Origin of the sequence: Chryseobacterium defluvii (assembly GCF_014204415.1) — a bacterium.
GTDB classification, from domain to species: Bacteria; Bacteroidota; Bacteroidia; order Flavobacteriales; family Weeksellaceae; genus Chryseobacterium; species Chryseobacterium defluvii_A.
The window spans coordinates 89,549-113,217 of sequence record NZ_JACHLE010000001.1 but is presented as its reverse complement, the minus strand read 5'-3'; the positions used below and the strand labels follow the sequence as shown (position 1 = coordinate 113,217).

Here is a 23,669-nt window from a genome sequence, read left to right as displayed (position 1 = left end):
ATCAATTAGTTTAAATCAAAATATACTTTATAGCATTGGGGTGAGATTTTCCTTTTAATATAGAGTTCTTCAAAAATCCCGGTTCCATTGATGCTGAAGTATTCTTTGCTATTAACGATTTTAATACTATTTTCATCAAATGTGCTGTAACAGATCCCTTCAAAATTGCCTTTATATTTCTGTAATGTTTTTATTAAGATAATGAATTTTTCTGTATTATATTTATAAAAAGTGATTTCTACCGGTTTATTCTCAATGGTTATTACTTTTTGAATGGTTTGTTTTTCAGGTGAATTGATAAACTCTGTTGATTTTATAATATAACCGAAAACAGTACAATCCTCCTTCCGGGAACGGACAAGGTAATTAATGACAAACAGGATAAGGACTACCAGTATTATGATGACGATGATTGTTCTCATTTCAAAATGGTTTATTTTTTTATCTTGAAGGTGACGGACATACACCTGAAGGATCAATATGAGGGCAGATCCGTGTATGGAATGTAGGGCCGGCAAATGGTACAGAACACGTAGGGGTACAATTGTTCCTGTCTCCTGTAGGTGTATTGCTTCCCGGAGTCCAGCCGTCATATCCTACATTGGCCCATTCGCTGGATTTGGTATAGTTTGCGGAGGAGCTTTTGTACAGCCATATCAGAGTATTCATGGTACTCTTCCACATACCGCACTCTTTACACATTACCCCGAAGATCACATAATTTACTGAACCTGCATAGAAGCACTGATTATCCACCTGAACCGTTGAACCGCATGGCGGTTGTGCTCCCGCAGTGGCACATTGCGGACGATAATTTTGATAGATCCATGCATTGTTATGCAGTTCTTCAATATCCCAGGTAACCTCACCCAAATCATAGCTGCTTAAGCTGTCACATACCTCAGTTTTCTGTGTTGCACTCAAAGCAGAATAAGCTGATCTGTAGCGGGAAATCTCACTGCTTAATTCTGTTGTAATATCAGGACCGCATACTCCGGCTACTGTAGTTTCGGGTTCAGGTTCCGATTCTATTGCCCGGAAATAGAGGTCTTCATCGGTTATTCTTTGTACTTTCCTTTCAATACCTCCGCCTTGCTGTATAGTATGGGTAAGCTCATGAGCCAGCAAATGCTTTCCATGATGGGAACCGGGACTGTATTTCCCTTCATTGAAGTAGATATCATTCCCTACGGTGAAAGCCTGTGCGCCAAGCTCCCTGCTCATGTGTACCGCCTCGCTTCCCGTATGTATTTTTACCTGGGAAAAATCCGCTCCGAAACGGTTTTCCATGAAGTTTTTGGTTCCTGTATCCATACTGTTTCCACTTCCTCTGCCCGAATTGATACCGCTTTCCACATGATCCGGGGCAATTCCCCCACTTTCTGAAGAGGAACGCTGGATGAATGGAGTGATACTTTCCGAAAGAGGCTTCATCTGAACTTTTTCTTCTTCTTCACAGGCCGCACATTTACGTTGAAGCAATGCTCCTGTATGGGTCACCTGTGAGGAAGACTCAGGCATTTTCATCACCTGATCTGCCACGCGGTCTGCTTCTACCTCATAAGAGTCACTGGCTGAACCTACACTTAGCTTCTTCTGGATAACCGGTTTGAAAAACATGGCGGTATTTTTATGTTCAGAAGAGCTGTTCCTATATTGGGATTGGTGTAACATAAGATTCAAGTATTTTTATTGGGTATATACATAATTAGGAGGTACATCTCCTTCATCACTGCCCCTGGCAGTTGGCGAATGGGCATCGGCCCTGGTCTGATCAGAAGGGGTCCAGCGATTATCTTCATAAAAGTAATCATCTTCTCCCGGTGTTCTGCATGTACCCGGGGCTACCAGTGTTGTCCAGCCCTGTACGGTATAAAAGCCTCCTCCACAGGTCATTCCCTCACAGTCAGTATCGTAAAAATTTCCTACACAATTTCCTACAGGCAATCTTTGCCATACGGTAGGATCTGAGGCGTTGCTTGTGGAGACCAATGCCCATTCATCATTTCCTGTTACGGATTCATTACAGCATCTTCCGGGATTGAAGGCCCTTTGTATCTTTCTTCCGATGGTTCCGTTTTGTTGTATTGTGTGGGTCAGTTCATGAGCTAACAAATGTTTTCCATGATCGGAACCGGGACTGTATTTTCCTTCGTTAAAATAGATATCATTGCCTACGGTGAAAGCCTGTGCGCTGAGTTCCCTGCTCATTTGTACCGCTTCGCTTCCTGTATGGATCTTAACATGGGAAAAATCTGTTCCGAAACGGCTTTCCATGAAGCTTTTGGTTCCTGTATCCATACTGCTTCCACTTCCTCTGCCCGAATTGATACCGCTTTCCACATGATGCGGGGCAACTCCCCCGCTTTCTGAAGAGGAACGCTGGATCAACGGGGTTATGTTTTCTGCCAAAGGCTTCATCTGAAGTTCATCTTCTCCACAGTCCGCACATTTTCTTTGAAGCAATGCTCCTGTATGGGTAACCTGTGGAGTCGGTTCCGGCATTTTCATTACTTTATCTGCAGCCCTGTCTGCTTCTGTTTCATAGGAGTCGTCAGCTGAACCTACACTTAGTTTTTTTTGAACAGCCGGCTTGAAAAATGAAGTGTTTTTATTTTTCAATGGTGTTTTCGGTTCTTTTTGAAGGGCTGCTGTTTCCATTTTAATTTTAAAAAAATAATAGAGCGGTTATTTCAGAAATCTTATTTCCTATTTTGAATATAATGTGACATATATGCTGAGTCCTTATGCAACCCTAACCACCTGTCTGTCAATTGATAAATTGATAAATTATTATTCTCTGAAGAAGTGCCAACCAGAAAAGCAATATATTCTTCTCCAGGGAGACTATTCGTTTCTTCCACCATAGCTTCACCATTATTATTACTTAAAAACGTATATCTATCTATCGTCAAACTTATTTCTGCTTTAGGACTCAAATTACCTTTAAGCGAGCTCTGAATTTCCGCTTTATAAATATATTGTATTACACCTTTTTCTAAAGAAAATGATGATTCTTCAAGTATGATACGAAGTACAACAATTTCTTCAGACTGTTCTATTAATTTATCAAACAACATATTTCTATAGATTTAAATTATTAAAATCTGCCTTTATTATGTAACAGCTTTTTATATTATTATATTAAGGATCCAAAGATGATAAATGCCCCGTACCAATTACACTTCTACCAGCATTTACATCCCAAGTTCCAGATGCATTTTTAACTATCCATATCATTGAATGCCAGTTAAAGGTTCTTGTATCATCATAAGTTGTATTATCAGGCTTTGTAATACGTACAAACTCAATAAAATTTCCACTTAGTATTGCTTCTGTGACAGAAGCAGAAGCTATTGGATTTGCACGATTACTGAAACCCGGTGCATCCATCGAATAAATATAAGGAAGATAAGGAACTGTAATCTGAGATGTAAGGAATTCATCGGTATTATGGGAATCATCATCATTGCCCGGACCAAGGTTTATGGGATTAGCCCAGGTACCGGAACTTTTTATCCATACTTTACCATGTTTGGTTCTTTTTATATCATATGAATAGGAAGGATCATCATTAAGGATAAATGCCTTTAGCTCAATTCCATTATGAAATCCGCTGGCGACTGAATCTACTCCCAAATTTATAGGACAAAGCCCGCAAAGGTTATCCGCAGATGTAGAGCCTGAAAGTTTCTCTTGCCAGGCATTTATACTAGGCGGAGTGCCCGGAGTTCTCTGAATCTCCATCTTCCCGATTGTTCCGGTTTGCTGAATCGTATGGGTAAGCTCGTGAGCCAGCAAATGCTTCCCTGAACTGGTACCCGGATTGTATTTCCCTTCATTGAAATAAATATCGTTTCCTATAGCAAAAGCCTGTGCATTAAGTTCCCTGCTCATTTGCACAGCCTCGCTTCCTGTATGTATCTTCACCTGGGAAAAATCGGTTCCGAAACGGCTTTCCATGAAGCTTTTAGTTCCTGCATCCATATGACTTCCGCCTCCTTTGCTGGAATTGATACTGCTTTCGACATGATCCGGGGCAACTCCCCCGCTTTCTGAAGAGGAACGCTGGATCAATGGAGTGATGCTTTCCGCAAGAGGTTTCATCTGAAGCTTTTCTTCTTCTTCACAGGCTGCACATTTTCTTTGAAGCAATGCACCGGTATGGGTGACCTGTGGGGAAGGTTCAGGCATTTTCATCACTTTATCTGCCATCTGGTCTGCTTCTATCTCATAAGAATCATTAGCTGAACCTACACTCAGTTTCTTCTGAATATTCGGTCTGAAAAAAGATGATTTATGTTTTTTAGCTGAAGCAGGCTCTTTTTGATCTTTTATTGTTTCCATACTCCTTTACTTTATTTTTACACCATTGGCTACAATTTCTTTGGACAGGTCCCAGTTACCGTCAGTAATCTGATTTTTAAAACATTTTGTCCTGTAAATGGTTTTCCGCAATATCTGCCTGGAATGATTCTCCAGCCAATGATGTCTTGTATTCACATACTGAGTGATCCATTTTTTTTCGTTTCCTCCGTTTAAAGGGGTGTTTTCAGGGAATCTTTCTCTTAAAAAAGCGGGAACACTTCCGGAATGAATGTAACTGTCATAGATCACCAGCATACTTAATGCATGGGTAAACTTGTTTTTCTGAAAGAAATGCAATGCCGGCTGGTAATACAAAATATCAAAAAATTCATCCTGGCATTTTCTCATGATACTATCTTCACGAGCTGATCTTCTTAATAAGTTTTTAAATACTGTATTATCAACCAGGCTCTGTTTTCCTATTAAACTTACGAAAGTCCTGAACTGGTCAGAGAAAAGACCGTTTTTTGAAATATACATTTCTATCAGGGCTTTCAGATTTCCCTGCTCGGTGGTCTGGCTTCTGCCATATGTGATCTGACGGCTTCCATTTTTACCGTCAGCATAGATAACCAGGGTATCATACTTTCCTTCTTTACTTCCTGTTTCGAAAACATTGATAACCTGTAGTATTTTTGATTTTTGCGGTGCTGTTATCATTTTACTTGTTTTTATTTTAGTTTGTCTATAAAAATACCGTATGCTTTTTGTTATCGTAAAGAAAGCCAGTTATTTTTACTATAAGCCTGCTTTTAAATGAGCAAAGGTATTCGTCTTAGCAAAAATACAAAGTGCTGGTCGACAGATAACTATTTTTATTTTAATAGGTCCAATAAACATTCATATAATTTTCCATCCAGGGTGTCTGGATCATTCCTATTCCCCACGGTAAGCCCGATAACAAAACATCCACTCCTTTTTCTTCAACCCATAATTCAGGGAAATGAGATTCTGATCCGGCTGACAGCTTTCCCGCCCTTTGTAAAAAAGTCTCCCGGAGGGCACTTACGGAGCTGCCTTTCAACATGGCCCAATGCTCTATTACGGCTAGTAATAAGTCATTACAGGTTTCTTTTTCTTTTCTACTTATTTTCTGCCTGGTATTCACTACCTCATCAATCGGGAAACCACAAAGAAGCTTATTTAAAACCAATTCATTTTCAAAGAAAATTTCCTGACCGGTAATTAAATATTGAGTTAACAAAATAGCTTTATGCTGGCTTTTTTTATCTGTCCAAGCTTCATCATGGCACATATCCAGTTTTTTAAAAAGGGTTGAAAGGAACGGATGCAGAATCACCAATCCTGCATTTTCTACATAAAGAGGTGAAGCCATCAATATGGAGCTGCTCATTTCCTGTTTTTCAGTCGTGGAATTATTCTCCACATCCTTATTATTCCCGTTTTTTTGATTGCTTTTTTTCTCTGTTTTCTTATTTTGTGTATTTTCCTCATTTCCACCGTCATTATTACCTTTGTGTGTCTCCTGACTGCCGGTTTTTCTATTGTTTTTATTGAGTTCCAGATGCTCGCCTTCTTCATTCTGTATGTCCCGTTCATTTTCCCTACTGAATTCCTGATTTTCTATATTGTATTTTTTGCCTGACAATGTATCATCATCTTCTTCTGTTCTTTCAGAATACAGTCCTGAATTTTCTACCCAATGTTCCATTTCTTCCACAGAAGAGAACTCAATTTCGGCTTTGAAGAAATTAATGAACCCGCTCAATGGGCCAGAAGCATCCGGATAACCGATCATTTCGACCTTTATTTTTTCCCGGAAAAAATCAGGAATATTGAAATAATAACGTATAAAAGCTTTTTTATGGCTATGAAATACTTTAAGGAGCTTTTCGATAAAAGCCCCGGAAATTTCTATTGCTTTTACTATTTCATTGATGTTACCGGAGAATGAGTTCTCCGCAATTATCCCTGTTTTTAAATATCCGATCAATAAATTCACAGAGTGGAAAGCTACTGTTTCAAAGCCCAGCTTTTCTAAAATTTCTTCATTGCCATTGTGGCTTACCTCCCGGAAATGATTCTTCAGATAGTCTTCTATCCGGGTCAATGACTGGTTGACCAATTCTTTTTTCCATTCTTTAGGAGAAACAGCAGGCAGTTCAACTGTTAACTGATCTATTGTCCATGTATAATTTTCTACAGAATATTTGTCAAGTAAGATCTCCAGCTTAGGATAAAATTCTTTCTCCAACACATCAGATAATGTGTTCTGTATCTCTTTTCCCAAAGGTTGGGATGAGCACTGAACATTCATGATATGCTGCTGAAGAAGATGCATCTCAATTATTTTTCAAACTCAAATTCCGGACAATGGAAATGGATGGATGTGAATACTTCATCGCCGGCTTTTATACCATCCTGAAGCATTTTCTCTTTTGCCAGCATCATATTAAGGGTATTCTCTTTAAGGAACAGATACATGGTCCAGGTTCTCGGGTTGGCTGCTCCTCCTGTAGACGGATTGGCGTTATTTAAAGATACCGTAAAAGACATAGGATTGACCATATTTTTCGGTGTCAGAAAAATTGAGCGCAACTCTTTCGCCAGTTTTTCATTAAGCGGGAAATTAAAATTGTTTGAATTGGATTCTTTTATCAAAAGCCTGAAGGTAAAGTTAACCGTCTGCTTGCTGATCCCCTTGAACGAGTACCAAAGCTGGGCTCCTTTCGGATCACTTATGGAAGTGGGCTCCCAATAATGATAAAAATCAACATCGGAACCTGAACCAGGGACAGGTACCGTTTCTGTATACTCAAGTAAACCTGTAAGTACATCGCGTACTTCTCTTGCAGTATTATTTCCGCTATCGTTAATTGCTGCTATTTTTGTGACTACGTCAGCTCTTGTTGCCATGATATTTTTATTTTAGATGGTTATTATTTCTGAGTGTAAAAATCTTTTTCATCAAAATCGGGATTGTTAAAATCTCCTACCGCGTTTACCGTAATTTTCTGGCTGTTTTCGCATATTTCCCCAAGTTGTTTGATGATTACCGTGAATGCTTTCACTCTTTCATTGAAAGGGAAGGTATGGCTGATCACTTTTTTATCAGTAGTTATTTTTTCAGATTTATCTCCGAAATCTATCTCATACTGATGAGTATCTTCCTGGGCAGCATTGGTAAAATCAAAACTTCTGATATCCTGAAGGGTTCTGGCCCCACTCCAGTTTGAGATCTGTTGTGGTTTGGATATTTCAATTTCCAAAGTATTGCTCAGCTCTCCTTCACTTTCATACTGTAAAGTATATTTTGCAGGTGTTGCTATAGATGCATGACCAGGCTGAAGGAAAAATTTATCACTTCTTTTAATCACCGCATCTTTTGCTGTTCCCAAGAAAGTTCCGCCGGATTTTCCTTTGATGACCACTTCATATTCTTTATCATCGGTATTGCAGTATTTTAAGGTATTGAGGGAAATGGCCAAAGGCTCTTTTTTCTCAATTTTTATTTCGACCGTATTTCCGTCTCCACAGCATAAATAAGGAAGGAAAAAGTCGGCGATCACCAATTGCTGATTAGGAATTTCCTGAGGCTGCTGATTCGGATTATAATACTGCATGGCATAAGACAGGTTTCCTAATAAATAGGTTTTCATTTCTTTTGTATAGGCCGGTGACATATTATAATCTGCCAGTTTCAGGATGTTGGCCTTTATGTTTTCTGTTTCCTGCTTGCATTTATCCAGCTCTTCTATGGGTGGATTTACAATCTGGGAGGTATAATCCTTGAATTTAATGCTTGATGTGATATCCTGCATCACACTTTCTTCCAGATTAAAGCCCTGCTTATAAATCTTTATGGATTCTAGCAGCTGGAAGTATTTCACAGGTGCTTTGGGCTTAAATACTGAGCTGTCAACATATACCAATATGAAAGTCCCTCCTTTTGTAACTCCGGCTTTATGTTCCATTCCCGGATGTTTCTGGATAAAGGTTGAAAGGAAAAGATCTTTGAAGATGGTTTTCCACCTGATCTGTGATTCTTCAAAAATAACGGCAAAAGGATCTTCCAGAAACAGCTCGTTAATATCATCAAAACGGTCTATCAGGTCTTCTGCAATCATCGATAATTTGTCATTATTAAGGAATTGGATACAGAACCTGTGCATCAGGAAGATCTGGTTAAGCTCTTTGAAAACTTCATTGAAGCTTATGAAATTCGGCAGAAAATCCTTTAGATCATTGGTTAATAAATTCTTGATCTGCTGAAGGATATTTTTAAAGCTGTCTATGCTTGAATTGGTCAGCAGGTTTTGCTGAACCAAAGTCGTTCTGCGTTGATTGATCCAGTTGATGACAAACTCCGTAATGTTATACAGCCTTTTCCTCGCCAGGTCATAATCTGTTTCCAGATCATCCCAACGGCCCTGAAATTTGGATATATCCAGTTCTTTTCCGATATAATCCACTGCATTCAGGGCTGTAATTTTAAAGGGAAGATTATAGCTGTTTTTAATGATAGTAAGTTCTTCAACCACATCTGCGTATTTTTTACCTAAATGCCCTTCGATCCTAAAGAAATTATAGGGTTCGATGTCATACAGCAAAGGTTTTTTTACACAATCCAAAGAAGTGTAATTGGCAACTTCGGAGTGATACGAGAGTATTTCGTTATTTCTATTCCTGATCGTTTTTTTAGGACTCCATTTTTTATTTAATTCTAAAATATGATCGTAATAGAATGGTATTGATTTTCCGGAAAGCGGAATGTTCCCGTATAGGGATGGCGTCACTTTAATGCCGTTATTCTGTATTTTCCAGGATTTTATGATGTGAACCAACCTTTCAAACAATAAGGTCAGCTCCTGTTTTTTCTTATTATTCTTGCCTGAACTGTTCTGCGTCGAGAAAAAAGGTGTCCTGTATTCAGTTCCTGAATCGTCAGCTTCTCCTAATACAACATGAAAAGGGAATAAACTTTCATCTACACAGCATAAGGACGGGTTTTGGGCACTAAATTCCACAATTTCATTGTAAGCAAAGGATATATCGAAGATCCAGTCCCATAGGTATTGCACATTGATGCTGTTCTTATTGGCATTAATGACGGCTTCCAGACTGGTTTTCACACTGCTTAATACATTGAGGCCGGCATTGTTATTAATGATCGGCTTATAATTGTTGTAAGCACTGCCTATCTTATTTGATAAATCTTCAATGATGGGATTGGCTATGATTTTTTTAAATTCATTCAGTACCTGTGATCCGGTCACCAGCTGAGTATTCGGCACATTATACCTTGGCAGGCAAATCTTTTCCAGTGAAACGACTTCCGGATATTCAGGAAACAGGAAAGCATTCGATTTATCTACCGAAACCAGCAAAGGCCTTATTTTAAACTCCAGTCTTTTGCCTTTGTCGTCGCAATTGGTTGTGACACAGTTTTTCTCATCTATGAGCGAAGTTTCCAGTAAAAGAACAACAATTTTATTCTCAAAAAACTGGTCCGGAATGGCAATCCTGTCCCCTTCCAGCGTATTCGTCGGGAGCAATTCTATAGAATTCTTCAACGGCTCATATATTTTGGTATGAGGCAAAACCTTATCCAAATACTCGCCGTCTATATACACGGGAGCCAGAAAATCGGGAGACAATTCTACCGGATGATAATAACTGAAGGTCTGCTCTTCCCACTGGATCTGATACCCCAAAGAAGTAATTGCGGTTCCGCAGCTTATAGTGATCTGGTTGGCTTTCGGATGTGAGATCTCCAGGCCGCAAAGAATTCCGATTCCGATACCTCCCACACGGGTAAGCCTGTCCTGTTCTTCCAGGTAACTTATGGCACGATTCAAATGTTTTTGACTGAGCACCTGGTCTGCTTCAAAAACGGGATATTTGGATGGGGTATATGCTTTCATGGTAATGTATTTTAAAGGGTTCCTAATGAAGTGCTTCCTAATATGATGGGGTTATTGGTTTCGCTGAGCTGGCAGTCATATAAATTTCCTTCAGGATAGATGGTGTTGAGCTGTTTAAGCTTGGCAAGCAGAATTTTGTGATATTTGGTAAAGTTGATATAGTCTTTTTTAATAAGGGTCTTGCTGCAATATCTGAGTCTGAAAATCCTGTAACTCTCCAGCCAGTTTTTATAGGCTATCTGGAATTCCTCCATATCTTTTGAGTTTACCCAGCAGATTTTCAGCAGTACATGAGCCGGTGCTTCCTGCCTGAAGATCTGTTCTGCATACCTTCTGAAGGTAATATTCTTAAATCTTGACAGATATCCCGGCAAAACAATGGTTGCTTTGAATGAGTATGGATCATTATTAGCTTCATCCTTACAGTCGTCTTTCAGGCAGACGGTCAGCAGATCTTCGGTATCATTGTCCAAATGAGGGAAAGGCCTTAATAAGATATGCTCCAGGCAATAAAAGTTTTCATACGCCTCATTGAGCGCCTGCATCAGCTTATAAAGAAATTCTGATGCCTGCCGGCTGCTCGTAAATGTCTTATCTATAGTGGCTATTTTTTTAGGCTTTATTCCTAAATAGATATAAAACTTACTGCCCTGCTTATGGCTGAAATAAACGGTTGGGTTAAGCAGATTCTGCTGTGCCCATTTCCATTTTTCTTCCAGGTCTGTAGCCGGCTGTACGATCTTGCAGACCACACTTTCATTATCTATTGTTAGTGGTAATGTCCATTGGGCCTGTACTTCAGTTTCGGTGACGATATCTCTGAGTCCGATATTATTAATACCTAATAATCTTGCGGCTCTTCTTTCGTATCCGCCTCTGTGGTCGGTATCCCAGAAATCCTGAAAATCAAATGCATTCTGGGTAATCTCCGCATACAGGTAGTCTATTCCCAATCCTCTTTTATAACTGGTTTCTGCATAGTCTTTTATGAATGCTTCTTTATCGTTAATGAGATCCTGCGGCTGAAAGGATAACTCCCCCAACCCGCCTGCATCCTGGCTTACACGATACATCATAAAGACATAATCATTAAAGCTCTCACTGAAACGGGCCATTAAATGATCCAAAACCCGGTTTCTCCTGTCATAAAAAACAGATCGTGTTTCTTCTAAAGAAATATCAAATTCCGTTTCTCCGAGTAACAGCTTATTCTGAAAATCATCACCGTATATTTCTTTTCCGTAGAAATCTTCTCCGGTTTTCGGGTCTATACTCAGGTAATTAGGATAATAGGTCTGCTGAATTGGTTTTAGGTCAAATATATTTTTAGCATGGTACAGCTGGCTGAAAAAATCTGCCAATACCTGATCATAAAAATGAAGATAGGCTTTAAGCTGTTTTACCTGGGCTTTTCTTTTTTCCGGAACTTTATCGGAAAGCTGGTTTTTGCCCAAGCCGTAGGTTATAGGAAATTCTTCCTGAATGCTGTAATACTCATCCAATTGGTAAAATTGTCCTGATGGAACAGGCAAATCATCCTGGGTTGAGTACAGCTTGTAATTCTGTATCTGTGCTTTAAGCTGCTGTACCTTCTGATCTACCAGCATCTGATTGTTTTCAGACAAAAGGAAGGGAATATTTTTCTGGAATAACAATATTTTTGATCTTTCACCGGAAAAAATTGGTTTTTCTTCCCCGGATAGCTGTAAGCACCATTTTTGGTTGGTACTTCCTGCAATAGGCTGTCCCAGATCATTGTAGGCTGTCATCAGAAGGTTTTCCACTGAAACCACTCCTTTAATTTCCATAAGGGCAGCAATAATATCCGAAGCATGGATGCATTTAGGCAGCTGTGCTTTTTTAAGCTCTTCGTCTTTTAAAAAGCCGTGTTCCAGTTTCGGGCCCAGAAAAATTTCTGTAGAATTCAGTCCCTGCTCCATCAATTGTGACAGGGTGTAAAAACGTACAGGAGGATTCAGTACTTTTTCAATGGCCATCTGTATCTGGGCCATCACTTCCACCGAATCGGTTTCCGAAGCCAGTTCCACATCTACACAAAAGCTTACCTCAACAGTTCCAATGGTTTCCAAACATAGGAAATCTTCCGTAAGATTCCTGTTCTGATGCAGCCTTTGCTGAACCGTTCTGAAAATACGGTCCGATTTTTCTTTTTTATTTTTTAATAAGGTGATGATCTCACAAATAGGCTTTTCGGTACTGAAGTGTTCTTTTACTTCGTTAATTTCTCCTGGATTAAAAGGCTGTACGGTAAATTTCAGGATGTCATTGACCTGGGTAGTCCGTACAACCGTGATGGTAACGGCATTGTCTTTTATTTCTACTTTTTTGTTTTTGATCTTTGTTGGCTTGTCCATTTTGCTCAGGAGAAGCGCTTTCGGATCATTCCATGAAGAAAAATCAGGGGTTATTTTTACCTGCACCCATTTTTCGCCGTTTAAAAAGGCAAATTCCAGTTCCGTGGTGTTCAGATCTCCAAGAACGGGATCTTCCTCCAGTTCTATTTTTATTTTGCTTAAGCCTCTTACGGATAATGGTTCCAGAAGCTTATTGTGCTTATCTTTTGAGGTAAAGCTCAGCTTATCTTCCAAGACATTGATGTATATATTTTTCTCTGCTTTATGAGGCAGATTGTAGCCGTAAAGATCAGTTTCTTTTCTTGTTGCCAGATACCATGCATTGGAAACGCCTTCAATATCAATTAAAAGCTTCCGGTAATCCAGTTCTGTCAGCGGCGCATTGGTCATGATGTCCCTGGCTGTGAAAAACGACTGGTTCCGGATCTGTCCTTTTTTGTCAGCCAAAAGATCCTTAATATCGAAATCTGTTCTGTAGCCCAATTCTGTGATCATAAAAGACAATGCTTCCAGGATCGTGATCCCTGGATCGTGGGCGTTATAATCTGTCCACAGCTTATTTCCGAGTTTTTCGACATACTTTAGTCCTTCTTTGCGCAACAATTCATAATCCTGCGAGGGTTTCAGTATTCTTTCTGATGGTATGTAATATGTAGGATTCATGGTTAGCAGTTGTTTTTAAGTTCTTCTATTTCATGTACATCATTAGGAATAAATAAAGTATAATCGGTTTGCGGAACGATCTCTTTTACGTCTGATATGGTTCTTTTCACGATGTTCTCCGTATCATCAAGGATCAGCTGATTCACCTGAAAATCGACCACATAATCCACAAAACTCTGATTATCGATCAACTGGATGAGTGCGGAAAGCTCTATTTTTTTTGCAAAATCAATATCAAGACCGCTGTACGCCCACGGGCTGATAAATTTATTGAGAGTTTCTTTCAAAATATCTGCATACAACCTCGTATCTGCGCCGGGAATTTCCCTGTATTTTACTTTACATCTGATCTGTATTTTTTCTAAAACCGGCGGTTTCACGCATAAGCGTACATGGGGTGAACACAGCTCCGTTACTCTGTTTCTGATACGCTGCAATGTACTCAGGCTCAGTAGAGGCTTCCATTCCCAGACTGCTGATGAGCTGAGGGATCTTGCAATGGGGATAAGGGTTACATATCCGGCAGACACATTGGAAACGTTTCCTGTATCATATCTGTAGTGGTTTAAGCATTTGATCCGGTACACTTCCGGGAACTCCTGTAAGATAATCCTTTCGTGATCCCATGAAGTGATGGCTCTCTGCTTGTGACGCAGCCTTTCGCTGCTTCTTTGGTACAGTAAACTATCATCTTCCTGTTTTTTACCCCCGAAAGAGGAATAAGGCTGCTTTACCTTTTTAACGGACGGATGAGGCTGGTACAGCTTGGAAACGGTTCCCTGCGGGGTCATTTCAAGAAAATAGCTTCCGTTATTTTCAAAATCAAATAAAACCGCTTTTAAAGCCTGCTCATGAATGCCTACGAAATGACAGATCCTGTCTAATCCTTCTACGGAAATCTTTATCCAGAAAAGTGATGCCGGCAGTACTGTTGTTTGTGAATTGTCAAATTCGGGCAGGGTAAGCTTTACGATCCCGGATTGCAATAGCCCCAAGGTTTCATCTCCAATATCATGGGAATCTATGGTTTTCCATTCGTTATTGCTTAGATATTTCCATGAGATTTTCGCCGGTTCTTTTCTGGGATTGGCCGTTCCTTCTGCCATCTGAAAAAGAATGCTTAATCCGTTTCCTGCCTGTGCATTTTCAAGTCCTATATAAATTTCGCCCTGCTGTGGCAAAGATGGAATGAGTGATAGAGAGGACTTCGGAGTAAATTTTTGATGCCCAAAAGGTAATAAGTGATAATATTCTATAGGGTTAAGGGCATTATCCGAGTCTTTGAACGTATAGGTATGAGCCACTGAATAATTCATCATAATCGACTGGATAACAGGGACGGTAGGTAAAACCGGACTTGCTGTTTTAGCAGCTGCAATATAATCCTGCAGGAACTTTTCTTTTTCATAGGCAGGATCATCCAGCTGAATTCTTATATAGCCTGAAATGCTTTTTTTATCAGGTATTACATCTTCCAGATATTCTTTTACGGGATAGCTATTGGTATAAGTAGAGCTGAAATTATCTGCAGCCTTAGTAAAATGCCCGTCTTTCATTTCAAATAATGTGGAAGCGTCCACAGCACTTATAAAAGTTCCCGATAATATGGTAAGTTCCTGGGATACAATATGATTAATTGATGCTGTCATTTCTTCCATCTCAAGCAACTGTGCTTTTGCGGTGGTTTTGGCAACAGATAAGTTATCATTTAAAGCTGAAATCTGTTGGTTGACATTGCTGTGAAATGTAGAAACATTGGTATCGATCGAAAATTGGGCAACCGCTCCTTTTTTAACGAAAAACTCATTACAGCCTATGGTAAAACCATTACCGTTTTTAGGAAAGTCCCCGAAAGGTTTAAACGGCTTATTGATATCCACTACTCCCGTATCTGTAGAAACCATGAAATTTTTCAGTCCTGTCACATTTATTTTTACCGACAGGCTGCTGCATTTTACAGCTGATGTATTGTTTTTAGGAATTATTTTAAGGATCGGATGCGATGTATTGATGATATCTCCGTCATGGATTTTTTGATCAAACGGAACTATAGCTTTTTCAGTGGCAGGAATGGTAAGCTGAATGCTTTTATCTTGAGTCAGTTCTTTCAGACCGATCTCGATCCATTTTTTTTCTCCTGTGATCCAGAATTCAAACACATCCGGGCTCAGGTTTTGGGTATCCAGTTTAAGTGTGATGGTTCTTGTTCCGCCTCTAAGATAGAATAACGGGCTGGCCAAAAGCAATCCTGTTCTTGTATTTTCAGCGGAAACAGGAAAGGCAGAAAAGGGTGTATTGGTTCCGTTAAGAGGAAACAGATCTGTTTTTCTCCAAACATCATTATCTGTATGATGGCTCAGAAAAGATTTGATCTTTATGGAATTGACCACCTGATCTGAGGTGGAAGCATAAAATTTATTTTTTCCCAACGAGTTTTTCCCGGCAGGAAAAATGGTTTTTTCCGGAAGTAAGAAAGTGCCTGCCTGAGCAAACGGTTCTATGAGCAAATGGACATAGTCAGGATTTGCTTTTTCGGGAAGCAGCTGTAAAATTTCTTTATAATAGAAGTCCAGATGTCTTTTGGTAAACTCATTCAGGTGGTTTTTTGCAATGCCCAGCAGCTTTAGAAAAGCCAGAAACAGGGCATAATGGGGTGAATGGGCAGGATAATTTTCCAATTGCTGTCTTAGAGGTTCTTCGGTAGTATTTTTCCAATGCAAAAGCAACCCGAAAAGCTGCTGAACACTTTTATTGAATTGATAGCTGCTTATTAAGGTAATGATGGAATTTTCATTATTTATTTTTAACAGTAGGGCATTAAACTGGTTTTCAATGGTGATCCGGGAACCTGTTAAAAATTCTTTTACGTTTATTGCATTATCTAAGGTGGTTACTTTTTCGGCCAGCCTGGTAAAATCCTTTTGAAGACCTTCAAAAATTTTCTTTAGTATTTCTTTTTGTCCTTCATTGTCACTGATCAGCGGAATCAGTTTTCTGCCATTTTCATATCTCTTCCCATATTCCTGAATATTCCATGTAAAAATTTTTGCTAAAACTGCAGTAGATTCCCATGCAAAAAATAAGGACCAGTTACCTTGTTCTAAATTAAATTCATTAAAATACCTAAGATAATCGGACATTTTCTGAGCCAGCACAATATGGTCTACCTCCTTCCTCTCTTCCAATAAAAAGTAATCGGTTTCGAGGGCAGGCAAAAACCTGTTGCTTTGGGTGGTTCCCATGCCTTGGTGAATTGATATTTTTGAAGAACAATTTTCCATGATGCTAAGTTTTTATATAGGTTCCCTCTTCCAGGTAATAAGGAAATACATAGTTGTGCCTTGAATTGGTCGCGCGAATGGTATATTCAATCTGAATCCTGATCACTCCCTGTGTTTCATTATTTTCCGAAGCAAAATAAATATCATTCAGGTCTATCCTGGGTTCATACATTAAAATAGAATGTTCTATGATCCCTTTGATTTTTGTAAGCAGGGTAACGGTAATATTTTCAAACAAAAGCGGAGTAAGGTCACAGCCAAAATCTGAACGCATCACTCTTTCTGTTAATTGAGTGCTTAAGAGTATCTGCAGGCTTTGGTATATATCCTGTTCATCCGAAACCGTTTCAACCGTTCTTGCAATAGGGTCAAACGTCGGGGGAAACCCCCATCCTGTTCCTAAAAAATCATCTGTTTTCATGGTATTTTATTTTAAACCTGTTTAAACTTTTATTTTTTTGATATGTTTAAACAAACTCTTTCTTATCCTCCGATAATTACTGTCGGACATCCTGCTACAATACTGCCTCCGTGGGCGGTAGAGTCTCCCATCCTTGCGGCAGGCATCCCTCCTATCAGTACAGTGGATGAGCCTTTTACGATGGTATCGGGAGGGCCTGTACACACGCAACTGTCACCTACTACTGACGCAGGCATTCCGCCTATCAGTACGGTAGAGTTTCCTCCGGGTAATATCGGACCTCCTACATGAGGTACTGTTCCTGTGGTCATGGGACACACATGCATATCACTTGTTCTTGCTGCTGCGGGCATATTAGTTGAGTTTTATGATTGCACCTTTTATATCCAAGGTGGCATTGGCAGAAATTTCGCCTTTTGCCCCTTTGATGTTAAAATCTTTCGTTGCTTTCAGAATGATGTCTTTGCTGCTGTCTAAAGTAATTCCGTCAGCATTCATCATAAGCTTGTTGCCGTTTTCATCTTCGAGGACAAAGCCTTTTTCATCATCGCTTATGAGGAGTTTGTTTCCTTTTTTCGTGCTCAGCTCAATGGATTTTTTTTCATCATCAAGCTCTATTTTTGTCCCTTCTTTGGTGACCAGCCCTTTTACATAGTTTTCTTTCTCTATAGAAGGAATAGGCATGACACGCTGTGAACTGTACAGGCTTCCGAGGATAACGGGCGTATCGGGATTGTTTCCCAAACAGCCGACAATGACCTCATCATTTACATCGGGGATGAAATAGCTTCCCATGTCATTTCCTGCAAAAAGAGTGGCCAGCCTTGCCCAGATTCCTTCCCCGCTTTCGGAAAGGGTGGGTATCCTTACTTTTATCCTGAATTCGTTGTCCGGGTCTTCTTCTATCTGGGTAACAATCCCGATCTGCAATCCGCTTACAAAGTTGGTCTGCCCGGTCTGTGCCTGCTGGGCAGGTATTGCCGGTGAGGCGTTCTCAGCAAATGACTGTTCAACTTCTATCCCTAAGGTATATTCTGTTTTCCAACAGCCGCTTTCAAAGGTGTGCAGCTCTTTACTGATCAGCAATTTTTTATGGTCTATTTCCCTGTTTACTTTATTGCAAATGAGAAAGTCCCCTATTTTAGCTTTCAGGTTTCCGAAGGTGGATACCTGAGCCTGTATCACGGCATGGCTGCTTCTCTGAAGGGATGTTTTTGCCATTCTTGTCATGGTGGAGGTCAGAAGGCGGCTTTCATTGAGCGTAACTGTTTTGACATTTTTTTCAGCGTCCTGTTCTGCTTCGATTTTTTCCATGGCCTGTGAGGAGGCATCCCAGTATTCTATGGAAGCTTTGCTCAGTTTTTTGGACTGGTCTTCTCTTCCTGAAAAGCTGAATACATTAATTCCGTTCTCTGCGGCATACTTTTCTTCAGGAACTGAGCCCAGTACATCTATCCCGCCAAATTCACCATTCCGTACAGCTACCCATATTCCGATGGAGTCTAAAAAACCTACGAGGTAATCCCACGGGATCGTATGAAGATTACGGGTTATCATTTCTTCTTCCCAGCCTTTTTCTTTTACATCCAGCTTATTGGCAACCTTTGCCTTGCTTAGAAATGCATCTAGTTTTGTTTTGAAGGTCTCGCTGCTGTTATCCGGGGTCTCTGAAGGAGTGGTAAGCTGATAGGCATCGTCTTTGCATTCTATTTTTACCGTAACACACTCACCGCTTATATTTTTCTCTATAGATTTGATAAATCCTTTAAAAAGGGTCTGGTTTTTTTTATCAACGGTTACTTTCAGTTCTATTTTCTGCCCCTTTTTAAGTTCGTCGGCGGGAAGGGTTGTTTCAGGATCCACATTGGGATCAGATGCTGTAAAGGTAAATTTTGCAAAGGGTATCTTATTCAGCTCAAAAGCCACCTGTCCTTCTTTCAGCAGAGCATCCAGACCATTACTCTTCCCGTCGACTAAAAATTCCAGGGTTAAAAGATCTTCAGCAGGTATGTAAGGTTGAACAGGCATAGTTTTGTTATTTAATAGGCGGAAACGATATGTTCTGCCCGGTTTCTGTTTTTCTAAAGCTTAATAGTCGGTTGTTTTGAGCCACATCCATATAGTACGATGGGTTTTCATAGATATTTTCGGCCATCAATGCCAGTTTATCGTTCATTCCCAACGTTCTTATATGGGTAAGGTCCGGAGAACTTTTATTCTGCCTGGCAGCCATTACTTCATAGGTAGCGGTTCCTTTAAAGACGCATTTCACCTTTGCCCTGATCGGCCGGCCGTCTTTTCTGAAAAGCATATAGTCTATATCCATGCTTTTTAACCGGCACTGCAGTTTATAACCTCCCCAAAGAAGTTGAAGATAGGCGGTCTGGTGGGTGCTTCCATTATACCCCATAACGAGCTTTTTAAACTCTTCCACATCTTCTTCTACAGATTTTACTTCGGCAAAGGGGTTAACGATGGCCGGGGATAATGCTCCCAAAACATCCCCTGCTTTGTCCAGTAAAGACAATTCGCCTTTTCCGTCTTTTATTTTTCCGGGCGGCACAACGCCTGAGCTGTCAAAAACAAAATCAAAGGTTACTTCCTCTCCTTCTATCCTGTTAAAACTTAAATTATTGGAAGAGGCTCCCATCGGTTGTCCTTCGCAAAACATTACGTTGTGCTTGAGGGTATATTTTTCAGGGTTCAGCTGAACAAAAATTGTTTTTTTGGGGGTAGTATATTTGCTGTTCTCATATACTTCTATCCTCATTTTGTCTATGATCCCCAGGGCTGCCTGTATCATCTCTCGTTTCTTTCTTTAAGTTTCTCTAATACTTCTTTGGTACACTCTTTCACGAGCTGCGATTTCAATTCCTGTATTTTTACAGGATCCACCTGGTGGGAACGGGCAGGATTTGCCTGCTCTTCTTCTATCTTTACCTTGATATGTAATTCTTTGATCTGAATAGCCATTGCGTACATTATTTAAAAGTTAGGTACCGGAAGTTCTTTGAAAAAATTGTATTTCAAGGTGATGGTTTCAATGACGATTTTATTTTCTTCGGCATTGAAATCACTGAATTCATAGCTCAACGGAATAGCATGGGATACATACCAGACTTTCAGGGGATTTCCTTTTTCATTCAGCAAGGAAATGACCAGATTGGCCGGATAGAAAACAAAATTTTCCAATGCCTGATTGCACCACATGGATAAGCCGGACATATCTGAGGTCAACCCTCTTTTCAGAACCAGGTCCTGATATCCTGACCGCAGGGGTAAATTATGCTTGAATTTATTCTGCCCTCCTTCGGTATAAGGTTCCGTTTCCATTGTAACTTTTAATCCGTTGACGATCTGAAATTTTGTATCAATACTGAATTGCGGCAATAGTTCAAAGATCACGGAAAAGTAAAAACCGGGTATAGGATTGCTATCAGGCATGGCATTCAGTTTATACGTGTTCTACTGTAAACCCGTGATTGGCAATTTCCACACTGTCAATGGCTGCTTCGTTGGCGTCAGATTTCAAATCTGTACATTTTAAAGAAACAATAAAGCAGTCTTTTACTTTCCACACCACTTTAGGTTCGTGATTTTCATCCAGTAATGAGATCGTGATATTCCTTCGTTCTACGGTATTGAGCGCTACGGTATTGTACCAGTCATAGAATTCATTATCTCCGGCAAATACTCCTCTTTTCAGGGTAATATTGCTGAGTTTGAGCATTCCCGGCATTTTCTTTTTAAAGAATTCGGGGCTTGACCCTACACGATGTTCGATGACATCCATCTCTTTATTTAATCCGGATACTTCCGTAAAGGCTATTTTACTACCGCCCCATTCTACACTGAAATGAAACTTTGGTAGCGGAAAATCTGTATTAGGCATGATGTATAGTTTTAGAGTTAAAAAAAATAATTAAGATTTCTGTTGCATTTGTTTGAATTCAAGTATGATGAATTCTGCAGGCCTTGAAGGGGCATATCCTATTTTCACGATCATTCTACCTTCCAGGATATCCTGTGCAGACATGGTCTGGTTAAGTCCCACCGCTACAAAGAAAGCATGTTCCGGTTTGGCTCCTGCGAGAGCACCGTCATTCCAAAGTGTGGTCAGGTAGTTTTCAATCATTCCTTTTACGTTCACCCATGTCTGTGCAACATTAGGCTCAAATACAAACTGCATACAGGCTTTTTTCACAGACTCTTCGATCATATTGGCCAGTCGTCTTACGTTCACATATTTCCAGTCGTTGTTGTTTCCTGCCAATGTTCTGGCACCCCAGACAAGGTTTCCTCTGCCTGTAAATTTCCGAATGGCATTGATGGATTTTCCTGTTTCATGGATGTTCATATCTTCCTGATCTTTGTCATTGATGTCATCCATTAATCCGATTATTCCGTTCACGCTTACATTCGCCGGGGCTTTCCATACGCCTCTGGTGGCATCGGTCTGGGCATAAATTCCGGCAATAGCTCCTGAAGGAGGCACGGTATTCATGGATTGGGAAAGTTTTGAAATAATAGAAGCGTAGATCGGGATATTGGAAGTCAGGTTATTTTCTTCTGTAGACACATAGTTTTCCAATGCACTGATCGCAGAATTCATTGCGGCTATGATCTGGGCATGCAGCTTATCTAAAGCAGCCTGAATTTTCGCTTTGTCTGCAAAGCCTCCGGTAATCAATGCTCCGGTATAAGGGTTTGGATTTGAAGCAGCAAAAGCACCATTTCTCCATACAAGATCTTCAAAAGCAGTATTGGGATCTGTTGTAAGAACAATATCTGCCAGATCATCCGGGTCAGTGCCTGCATCTGCTCCGTCAGCAGTCTGTAAGCCGTCATAAACTGCTTTAAAATCTACGAGTTTTTGTGCATACTGCTTAAGGGATACGGAAATAAGACCCTGAACATATGTTTTGAAAGGATTAGCCAAAGAAGTGGTTTGCCCAAGAACTTCAAGGAATCCCTGCAATTTATTTACATAATTTGCCGTATTGCTGAAATCATTGGCTATGACCACTTTGTCTTTGTTTTTTTCACCCCATTTCACACTGTACCCATTGCCCGCATCATTAGGAGCTACATTCTGATATACTTTTTTATAGGTTACATCAAATCCGGCTAATAATGGTGCTACCTTTAGATCGGTTGCATAAATAGAATTGAAATCGACTTTTCCCGGTGCTGTTCCGTTGATATCATTAAATCTGAACTGATACGGGAAATTAGCCTGCAGATATGGATAATAGGCAGCTCCGTATTTAAGGTTCTGGTTTCCTACCTCATCTCTGAAGTCGGCACTGTCATCATCCAGGTTGGCCGTTTGTTTTACATCCATAATGGTAAACCTATCCATAAGCTTATTACACTGCATTAATGAATGAACCTGCACTGCTCCTAAATCGGCTGCAGATAAATTAACGGCATCCGGAAATAAGATGAGAGTAGGTTCGTCATATTTTTCCAATGTGGTGACCCCATCGGTAAATTTAGTTTTTGTTGCAGCATCAAATGCCGGATTATCTGTGTAAAGCCCAATAGAAACAATATAACATTCTCCACCACCATTGGCATAAAATAACCGCATGCTGTTGTAGAGCTTGAAGTCACTTTCCGTAACAGCACTGTCATCAGTAGGTAATAGATTACTGTCAAGGTCTACAGTAATACTTTCAGGAGACGGAGCTCCGCCAAAAATCTGTTCATATTCCAGCAATGAAGAAATTCTGGTAGGAACATTCTGGGAAACTGCTTTCTGTGTATATCCTACAAATGCAGGAATTGCAGTGGCTACTTGGGCGATGGAAGGAGGAAATGCATCAATTTCGTTGACGTAAACTCCCGGAGTTTTGATTGCACTAATATTCATGATAATTAATTTTAATTAGTTGTTATAATTTGGTCATTGGCGTCTTTTGTGAAGGTACCTGATTCAAGATGCCCGGTGGGATCGTTAGGATTGTTTTCCCAAAGTTGTATCTTAGCTTTTTTAATGATCTCATTCGGAGAGGTTTCTTCTGCCTGGATAGGGATCATCTGTACCTGATACAGGACGGAAGGCATATATTTGGCTCCCAGGTAAGACCACATCTGATTGAGCTGGTCTGTCTTTAAGCTTACCATTTCAAATATAAGTTTGTCATAAGAACCGCTACCCGGCTCATCTTCCAATAAATTGGGGGCCTGCCAGTAAAAAACACGTCTGTTTTGAAAGTACCGGATCACCACCTCCAGCTTATCTATTCCTTCTGCATATTTGGACTGATCTATATTATAAGAGGCAAATAAGAGAGACAGAATTAAGTTTTGAGTAGGGTTTTTATATTTTTCTATGGTATCACTTGGTTTAACATAGTTTTTGTACAGGGTCTGATTTTTGAGTATCTTATCTTCTTCTATATTGACGATGGATAAGATGATGGATGATTTGGATGACAGGAATTCATCCCCATCATTAAGCGTAGCGATGTTTGCCAGTTCAACAACAGGCGTTCCTGTTATCTCAGCATTCACTGCAATAACAAGCTTCGAAAGGAACTCTGTAACTTTCATGGTAATTAGTTTCTGCTATCAAAGGTGCTTATTAAATATTATTTAAAGCACAGGAAAAAACCCCTTTTTGGGATGGGAAAAACCCCATATTTTTCTTTGAAACTATTAAAATGGTTGA

Annotated in this window: 20 protein-coding genes; all 20 read right to left on the bottom strand. The window is 39.9% G+C overall.

The features are described from left to right. Positions 1–5 precede the first annotated feature (5 nt). The 20 genes from HNP38_RS00515 to HNP38_RS00420 all read right to left on the bottom strand — a co-directional run bounded on the left by HNP38_RS00515 (position 6) and on the right by HNP38_RS00420 (position 23,551). A complete protein-coding gene (locus tag HNP38_RS00515) occupies positions 6–422 on the bottom strand; it encodes a hypothetical protein (RefSeq protein ID WP_184182817.1) in 417 nt (138 codons plus the stop codon). A 19-nt stretch (positions 423–441) separates the two neighbouring features. Continuing rightward, on the bottom strand, positions 442–1,674 hold the full coding sequence (locus HNP38_RS00510; RefSeq protein WP_184182815.1) for a DUF4157 domain-containing protein: 1,233 nt from the start codon (positions 1,672–1,674) through the stop codon (positions 442–444). Positions 1,675–1,689: 15 nt separating this feature from the next. Next, positions 1,690–2,661 (bottom strand): DUF4157 domain-containing protein, encoded by a 972-nt coding sequence (locus HNP38_RS00505; RefSeq protein ID WP_184182813.1) that lies wholly within the window; start codon positions 2,659–2,661, stop codon positions 1,690–1,692. A gap of 41 nt (positions 2,662–2,702) precedes the next feature. Further along, positions 2,703–3,080: a hypothetical protein gene (locus HNP38_RS00500; protein WP_184182811.1), complete on the bottom strand. Its 378-nt coding sequence runs from the start codon at positions 3,078–3,080 to the stop codon at positions 2,703–2,705. Between the two features lie 64 nt (positions 3,081–3,144). Next, positions 3,145–4,347 (bottom strand): DUF4157 domain-containing protein, encoded by a 1,203-nt coding sequence (locus HNP38_RS00495; RefSeq protein WP_184182809.1) that lies wholly within the window; start codon positions 4,345–4,347, stop codon positions 3,145–3,147. A gap of 6 nt (positions 4,348–4,353) precedes the next feature. Then, the gene (locus tag HNP38_RS00490) at positions 4,354–5,028 is read right to left on the bottom strand and encodes a chitosanase (protein ID WP_184182806.1); all 675 of its coding nucleotides are present in this window, start codon (positions 5,026–5,028) and stop codon (positions 4,354–4,356) included. A gap of 160 nt (positions 5,029–5,188) precedes the next feature. Beyond that, a complete protein-coding gene (locus HNP38_RS00485) occupies positions 5,189–6,670 on the bottom strand; it encodes a contractile injection system tape measure protein (RefSeq protein WP_184182803.1) in 1,482 nt (493 codons plus the stop codon). Positions 6,671–6,675: 5 nt separating this feature from the next. Next, positions 6,676–7,245: a hypothetical protein gene (locus HNP38_RS00480; RefSeq protein ID WP_184182800.1), complete on the bottom strand. Its 570-nt coding sequence runs from the start codon at positions 7,243–7,245 to the stop codon at positions 6,676–6,678. A gap of 23 nt (positions 7,246–7,268) precedes the next feature. Then, positions 7,269–10,253 carry a hypothetical protein gene (locus HNP38_RS00475; RefSeq protein WP_184182797.1) on the bottom strand — a complete coding sequence of 995 codons (2,985 nt, stop codon included), beginning with the start codon at positions 10,251–10,253 and terminating at the stop codon, positions 7,269–7,271. An 11-nt stretch (positions 10,254–10,264) separates the two neighbouring features. Next, positions 10,265–13,291 carry a hypothetical protein gene (locus HNP38_RS00470; protein ID WP_184182794.1) on the bottom strand — a complete coding sequence of 1,009 codons (3,027 nt, stop codon included), beginning with the start codon at positions 13,289–13,291 and terminating at the stop codon, positions 10,265–10,267. A gap of 2 nt (positions 13,292–13,293) precedes the next feature. Then, positions 13,294–16,572 (bottom strand): hypothetical protein, encoded by a 3,279-nt coding sequence (locus HNP38_RS00465; RefSeq protein ID WP_184182791.1) that lies wholly within the window; start codon positions 16,570–16,572, stop codon positions 13,294–13,296. Positions 16,573–16,576: 4 nt separating this feature from the next. Beyond that, positions 16,577–16,993 carry a GPW/gp25 family protein gene (locus tag HNP38_RS00460; RefSeq protein WP_184182788.1) on the bottom strand — a complete coding sequence of 139 codons (417 nt, stop codon included), beginning with the start codon at positions 16,991–16,993 and terminating at the stop codon, positions 16,577–16,579. A gap of 62 nt (positions 16,994–17,055) precedes the next feature. Further along, positions 17,056–17,346, bottom strand: a complete 291-nt coding sequence (locus tag HNP38_RS00455) for a PAAR domain-containing protein (RefSeq protein ID WP_184182785.1) — start codon at positions 17,344–17,346, stop codon at positions 17,056–17,058. Between the two features lies 1 nt (position 17,347). After that, positions 17,348–19,021 carry a phage baseplate assembly protein V gene (locus HNP38_RS00450; protein ID WP_184182782.1) on the bottom strand — a complete coding sequence of 558 codons (1,674 nt, stop codon included), beginning with the start codon at positions 19,019–19,021 and terminating at the stop codon, positions 17,348–17,350. Between the two features lie 7 nt (positions 19,022–19,028). Further along, on the bottom strand, positions 19,029–19,796 hold the full coding sequence (locus HNP38_RS00445; RefSeq protein ID WP_184182779.1) for a hypothetical protein: 768 nt from the start codon (positions 19,794–19,796) through the stop codon (positions 19,029–19,031). After that, complete coding sequence (locus HNP38_RS00440; RefSeq protein WP_184182776.1) at positions 19,793–19,966, bottom strand: DUF5908 family protein; 174 nt, start codon at positions 19,964–19,966, stop codon at positions 19,793–19,795. The genes HNP38_RS00445 and HNP38_RS00440 overlap by 4 nt, the downstream gene beginning before the upstream one ends. Positions 19,967–19,978: 12 nt before the next feature. After that, entirely contained in the window at positions 19,979–20,437 is a 459-nt protein-coding gene (locus HNP38_RS00435) for a phage tail protein (RefSeq protein ID WP_184182773.1), read from the bottom strand. Between the two features lie 10 nt (positions 20,438–20,447). Beyond that, a complete protein-coding gene (locus HNP38_RS00430) occupies positions 20,448–20,885 on the bottom strand; it encodes a phage tail protein (RefSeq protein WP_184182770.1) in 438 nt (145 codons plus the stop codon). Positions 20,886–20,915: 30 nt separating this feature from the next. Then, positions 20,916–22,868 carry a phage tail sheath C-terminal domain-containing protein gene (locus HNP38_RS00425; protein WP_184182767.1) on the bottom strand — a complete coding sequence of 651 codons (1,953 nt, stop codon included), beginning with the start codon at positions 22,866–22,868 and terminating at the stop codon, positions 20,916–20,918. 11 nt (positions 22,869–22,879) lie between these two features. Beyond that, positions 22,880–23,551 carry a DUF4255 domain-containing protein gene (locus HNP38_RS00420; RefSeq protein ID WP_184182764.1) on the bottom strand — a complete coding sequence of 224 codons (672 nt, stop codon included), beginning with the start codon at positions 23,549–23,551 and terminating at the stop codon, positions 22,880–22,882. Positions 23,552–23,669: the final 118 nt, after the last annotated feature.

Bases quoted from the DNA above. Each gene is read 5' to 3' on its own strand.
- HNP38_RS00515 (WP_184182817.1), bottom strand. From the start codon at position 422: ATGAGAACAATCATCGTCATCATAATACTGGTAGTCCTTATCCTGTTT.
- HNP38_RS00510 (WP_184182815.1), bottom strand. From the start codon at position 1,674: ATGTTACACCAATCCCAATATAGGAACAGCTCTTCTGAACATAAAAAT.
- HNP38_RS00505 (WP_184182813.1), bottom strand. From the start codon at position 2,661: ATGGAAACAGCAGCCCTTCAAAAAGAACCGAAAACACCATTGAAAAAT.
- HNP38_RS00500 (WP_184182811.1), bottom strand. From the start codon at position 3,080: ATGTTGTTTGATAAATTAATAGAACAGTCTGAAGAAATTGTTGTACTT.
- HNP38_RS00495 (WP_184182809.1), bottom strand. From the start codon at position 4,347: ATGGAAACAATAAAAGATCAAAAAGAGCCTGCTTCAGCTAAAAAACAT.
- HNP38_RS00490 (WP_184182806.1), bottom strand. From the start codon at position 5,028: ATGATAACAGCACCGCAAAAATCAAAAATACTACAGGTTATCAATGTT.
- HNP38_RS00485 (WP_184182803.1), bottom strand. From the start codon at position 6,670: ATGCATCTTCTTCAGCAGCATATCATGAATGTTCAGTGCTCATCCCAA.
- HNP38_RS00480 (WP_184182800.1), bottom strand. From the start codon at position 7,245: ATGGCAACAAGAGCTGACGTAGTCACAAAAATAGCAGCAATTAACGAT.
- HNP38_RS00475 (WP_184182797.1), bottom strand. From the start codon at position 10,253: ATGAAAGCATATACCCCATCCAAATATCCCGTTTTTGAAGCAGACCAG.
- HNP38_RS00470 (WP_184182794.1), bottom strand. From the start codon at position 13,291: ATGAATCCTACATATTACATACCATCAGAAAGAATACTGAAACCCTCG.
- HNP38_RS00465 (WP_184182791.1), bottom strand. From the start codon at position 16,572: ATGGAAAATTGTTCTTCAAAAATATCAATTCACCAAGGCATGGGAACC.
- HNP38_RS00460 (WP_184182788.1), bottom strand. From the start codon at position 16,993: ATGAAAACAGATGATTTTTTAGGAACAGGATGGGGGTTTCCCCCGACG.
- HNP38_RS00455 (WP_184182785.1), bottom strand. From the start codon at position 17,346: ATGCCCGCAGCAGCAAGAACAAGTGATATGCATGTGTGTCCCATGACC.
- HNP38_RS00450 (WP_184182782.1), bottom strand. From the start codon at position 19,021: ATGCCTGTTCAACCTTACATACCTGCTGAAGATCTTTTAACCCTGGAA.
- HNP38_RS00445 (WP_184182779.1), bottom strand. From the start codon at position 19,796: ATGATACAGGCAGCCCTGGGGATCATAGACAAAATGAGGATAGAAGTA.
- HNP38_RS00440 (WP_184182776.1), bottom strand. From the start codon at position 19,966: ATGGCTATTCAGATCAAAGAATTACATATCAAGGTAAAGATAGAAGAA.
- HNP38_RS00435 (WP_184182773.1), bottom strand. From the start codon at position 20,437: ATGCCTGATAGCAATCCTATACCCGGTTTTTACTTTTCCGTGATCTTT.
- HNP38_RS00430 (WP_184182770.1), bottom strand. From the start codon at position 20,885: ATGCCTAATACAGATTTTCCGCTACCAAAGTTTCATTTCAGTGTAGAA.
- HNP38_RS00425 (WP_184182767.1), bottom strand. From the start codon at position 22,868: ATGAATATTAGTGCAATCAAAACTCCGGGAGTTTACGTCAACGAAATT.
- HNP38_RS00420 (WP_184182764.1), bottom strand. From the start codon at position 23,551: ATGAAAGTTACAGAGTTCCTTTCGAAGCTTGTTATTGCAGTGAATGCT.